We start from the raw sequence: 3121 nt of genomic DNA on the forward strand, positions 1-3121 counted from the left end.
AAAAAACCTGAGCTTAAGGAGAAGTGGCGCCAAGCCGCTCAGAAATTTTGTGGAAGAACACTCTCTCGTAAAGAGTTGGAAAAAGGTTCATCTTCTTCACAAAAAAGTGCATAAACTTATGCAACAACTCAATAAAAATTCTTGGAATTTGCAGCATCATAAACGTAAATTATTACGGATAGAAAATGCTGATCGCAAAGCAGAAAATAGAACAAAAATTCAGTTAGGCGGCCTGCTTCTTAAATCAGGTCTTGCTGATCTATTACAGATAGAACTTGGTAATGATCTCCAGCTTGATCCTCTTGCTCGCGAAAAAGCAACGACTCTTTTAGGTGTACTTTTATATATGACAGACCAACTTCAAAATGATGTTGATGGCTCTCTCAAGCAAGAGTGTGATCACTTAGGTATGAAAGCCATGATGCAGCAATTCTTGAAATCAAAAGATCCTGAAACATCTTTAAAATCTAATTCTTTTCAGAGAGGCGAATAACTATGTCGCCTTCTCAAAATAAGTTTGAAAAGTTGAATCAATTGATTCAAACAGCTCTTAATTCTTCAAATGATCCCACAACAAAAGCTCTGGCAATAGCGCGAATATCAGGCGCTTTTAAACAAAGAAACGTTATCTTTGTTCATAACAAATTATACTCACTTGATCCTTACAATCCTCATGACTCTTTGCTATATCTCAGATCTTTAAATTTATAGAAAATGGATTAATGCAAGCAGAGTTCTATCTTAAAGCTGAAGATAAAGAAGCTGGAATTTTTAGATATTATAATATCATTTTACTTCCTACCCTCTTCAAAGACTTATCTCTTGTTATTACATATGGAAGAACAGGTCATAAGGAGAGACAGAGATCAATTCAGTTTATAGATACCCAATTACTTGCTAAAGAATTTAAATTAATTCTTAGTAAGGCCCTGTTGCAAAAAGTTTTGTCTTCGTTCAGAGTTTCTAAAAATTAGAGGACTATTGGATGAATGATTTTAAGTGGCGTCATTTTCAAGGGGATATTATTCTTGGATGCGTAAGGTGGTATTGTAAATACGGGATCAGCTATCGGGACCTTGAAGAAATGATGGAAGAAAGAGGCATTACGGTTGATCATACAACTCTTAATAGATGGGTAATCACTTATGCTCCAGAGATTGAGAAAAGGCTCAGGTGGTATTGGAAACCAGGGCTTGGCTATAGCTGGAGAGTTGATGAAACTTATGTAAAAGTTAAGGGTAAATGGGCTTACCTTTATCGAGCTCTTGATAAGCGAGGGCGTACTATAGACTTTTATCTTTCATCGACAAGAAATATCAGTGCTGCCAAACGGTTTCTTTCAAAGGCTTTAAGAAAGTTTAAGGAATGGGAAAAACCAAGTAAAATTAATACAGATAAGGCACCTACTTATGCTGTAGCGATCAAAGAATTAAAGAAGGAAGGACTTTGTCCTCAAGACCTTGAGCATCGACAGATTAAGTATCTCAATAACCTTATTGAAGCTGATCATGGTAAACTCAAACGACTGATTAAACCAACTCTAGGGTTTAAATCTTTGAAAACAGCTTATGCAACGATTAAAGGGTTTGAAGTGATGAGGATGTTTAAAAAGGGACAGATGGATCTTTGGAAATATCGCCAAGGACTCAAGGGAGAAATCCGTCTCGTTAACCGACAATTCAGTGTCTATACTGTTTAATTGAAAACTGCAAAAAGACCTAAATCTGCTCAAATAATATTTTTGCAACAGGGCCTTCCTTTTAAGGTGCCATGCTTACGTACCTATCAATATACTCATAAAATTCGTTTTTAAATTTATCAAACACTTTATCTAGATTAGAATTACTATTAAGTGCTTCACTAAAATTACTCCTGATATTGTCAATAATGCTACCCACTTTTCTTTTTGCTACTTCTTTAATTGGAGTTTCCTTGAGGATTGTAGAAATAATCTGATAGCCGTATACCTTAAAGCATTTTGATGCACTATTCAGAAAAACTTGTAGAAAATTTCTTTCTTTATTTTCTGCCCAGGCTATAAGAGTTGTACCCATAATATTTTCAGCAATATTTACACCTATCATTTGATTATCACATACTTTTCTTTTCCTTTATCTTTTGTTGTTTTTCATGGTAAATTGATTCCCACTCAGAAGGATAGTCTTCTGAATTTTCTTTTTTTAAATTTTTCAATTTTTGAGCTTTTAACTCTAATTTTTTTTGTTGTTTTAGGGTTTCTGATTGCAGATAAATACTTCCTAGTTGAATGACACCAAGACCACTAGTTAAAAGTGGCTCAAGTCTACCAAAAACGATTGAATCACTTCCACCATAAACTACCTTACTTACACCATTAATCATTTGGTTATATCGTAACCCATTTTCTACAAAATTTGCTTGACTATTATATCCTAAAATGTCTAAGAAGTGATAAAGACCTGTACCACTACATTGTAGCCACCAAGTAATACTCTCAACTTTTTTAGCTACGTAGCTTGCTTTACGTAACCCTTTAATTATTCCTGATTCAGGCAAATATTCAGTTAATTCATCTATTGAATTTCTAATAAAATCCAGTTCCTGTTTTGCTTCAAGGTTTCCACTATCTTTAGACATAATAAGATACTTCATTCCCTCTTCTGCAGATTTTTCTAAGTATTTTCCCTCCAAATAGAAATGAGCCAAGATATAAGCAGCACGATGATGACCTGAGTGAGCTGCTAGCTTAAAATATTCTATTGCCTCTTGCATTTGTTCTTCATCTTGTAGAGCGACAGCTTTTATATAATAATACTTAGGGGTTTCAACCTGAAAATTGAGTGTTTCTTCATCTAATACGGAATTTATGGTTCTATAGGCCACAATTTCACTATTACCCTCTCTTTCAAGCTCACTTTCTAAAGGATTGCTTGCCATCCCTTGGTATACATAAATAAATTTTATAATAGTCAGCATTAAGTATTTCAATTTCATGTATTCCTCCTTAAATCTAAGATAAATAAGAGAAGCTTAATGATGCTTCTTAATCAGGCATGCGCCTTATTAGTATCAAACTACGGAAAAAATTGAAAAGAACCCATAAGTAGAATTCACTTGATTGCTCATTTTAAGTAGATTTTAC

6 protein-coding genes are annotated in these 3121 nt (G+C 34.1%); 4 read left to right on the forward strand and 2 right to left on the reverse strand.

The window, feature by feature from the left end:
* The first annotated feature begins 118 nt into the window (after window positions 1–118).
* The 4 genes from traD to IG80_RS0112170 are packed head-to-tail and all read left to right on the forward strand — an operon-like array spanning window position 119 to window position 1699.
* Complete coding sequence (gene traD, locus IG80_RS0112155; protein WP_156962243.1) at window positions 119–493, forward strand: conjugal transfer protein TraD; 375 nt, start codon at window positions 119–121, stop codon at window positions 491–493.
* A 2-nt stretch (window positions 494–495) separates the two neighbouring features.
* Complete coding sequence (locus tag IG80_RS16035; RefSeq protein WP_032114290.1) at window positions 496–711, forward strand: hypothetical protein; 216 nt, start codon at window positions 496–498, stop codon at window positions 709–711.
* Between the two features lie 11 nt (window positions 712–722).
* The gene (locus IG80_RS0112165; RefSeq protein WP_032114291.1) at window positions 723–974 is read left to right on the forward strand and encodes a WGR domain-containing protein; all 252 of its coding nucleotides are present in this window, start codon (window positions 723–725) and stop codon (window positions 972–974) included.
* An 11-nt stretch (window positions 975–985) separates the two neighbouring features.
* Window positions 986–1699 (forward strand): IS6 family transposase, encoded by a 714-nt coding sequence (locus IG80_RS0112170; protein ID WP_032114258.1) that lies wholly within the window; start codon window positions 986–988, stop codon window positions 1697–1699.
* Between the two features lie 61 nt (window positions 1700–1760).
* Here the strand turns inward: IG80_RS0112170 and IG80_RS0112175 are convergent, their stop codons facing one another.
* Window positions 1761–2084, reverse strand: a complete 324-nt coding sequence (locus IG80_RS0112175; protein ID WP_032114292.1) for a hypothetical protein — start codon at window positions 2082–2084, stop codon at window positions 1761–1763.
* 7 nt (window positions 2085–2091) lie between these two features.
* Window positions 2092–2973 carry an SEL1-like repeat protein gene (locus IG80_RS0112180; protein ID WP_032114293.1) on the reverse strand — a complete coding sequence of 294 codons (882 nt, stop codon included), beginning with the start codon at window positions 2971–2973 and terminating at the stop codon, window positions 2092–2094.
* Between the last annotated feature and the right edge of the window lie 148 nt (window positions 2974–3121).

It is taken from the genome of Candidatus Paracaedibacter symbiosus (assembly GCF_000757605.1).
Taxonomy (GTDB): Bacteria; Pseudomonadota; Alphaproteobacteria; order Paracaedibacterales; family Paracaedibacteraceae; genus Paracaedibacter_A; species Paracaedibacter_A symbiosus.

Excerpts from the sequence above, each read along its gene's own strand:
- traD (WP_156962243.1), top strand. The coding sequence starts at position 119 with ATGCAACAACTCAATAAAAATTCTTGGAATTTGCAGCATCATAAACGT.
- IG80_RS16035 (WP_032114290.1), top strand. The coding sequence starts at position 496 with ATGTCGCCTTCTCAAAATAAGTTTGAAAAGTTGAATCAATTGATTCAA.
- IG80_RS0112165 (WP_032114291.1), top strand. The coding sequence starts at position 723 with ATGCAAGCAGAGTTCTATCTTAAAGCTGAAGATAAAGAAGCTGGAATT.
- IG80_RS0112170 (WP_032114258.1), top strand. The coding sequence starts at position 986 with ATGAATGATTTTAAGTGGCGTCATTTTCAAGGGGATATTATTCTTGGA.
- IG80_RS0112175 (WP_032114292.1), bottom strand. The coding sequence starts at position 2,084 with ATGATAGGTGTAAATATTGCTGAAAATATTATGGGTACAACTCTTATA.
- IG80_RS0112180 (WP_032114293.1), bottom strand. The coding sequence starts at position 2,973 with ATGAAATTGAAATACTTAATGCTGACTATTATAAAATTTATTTATGTA.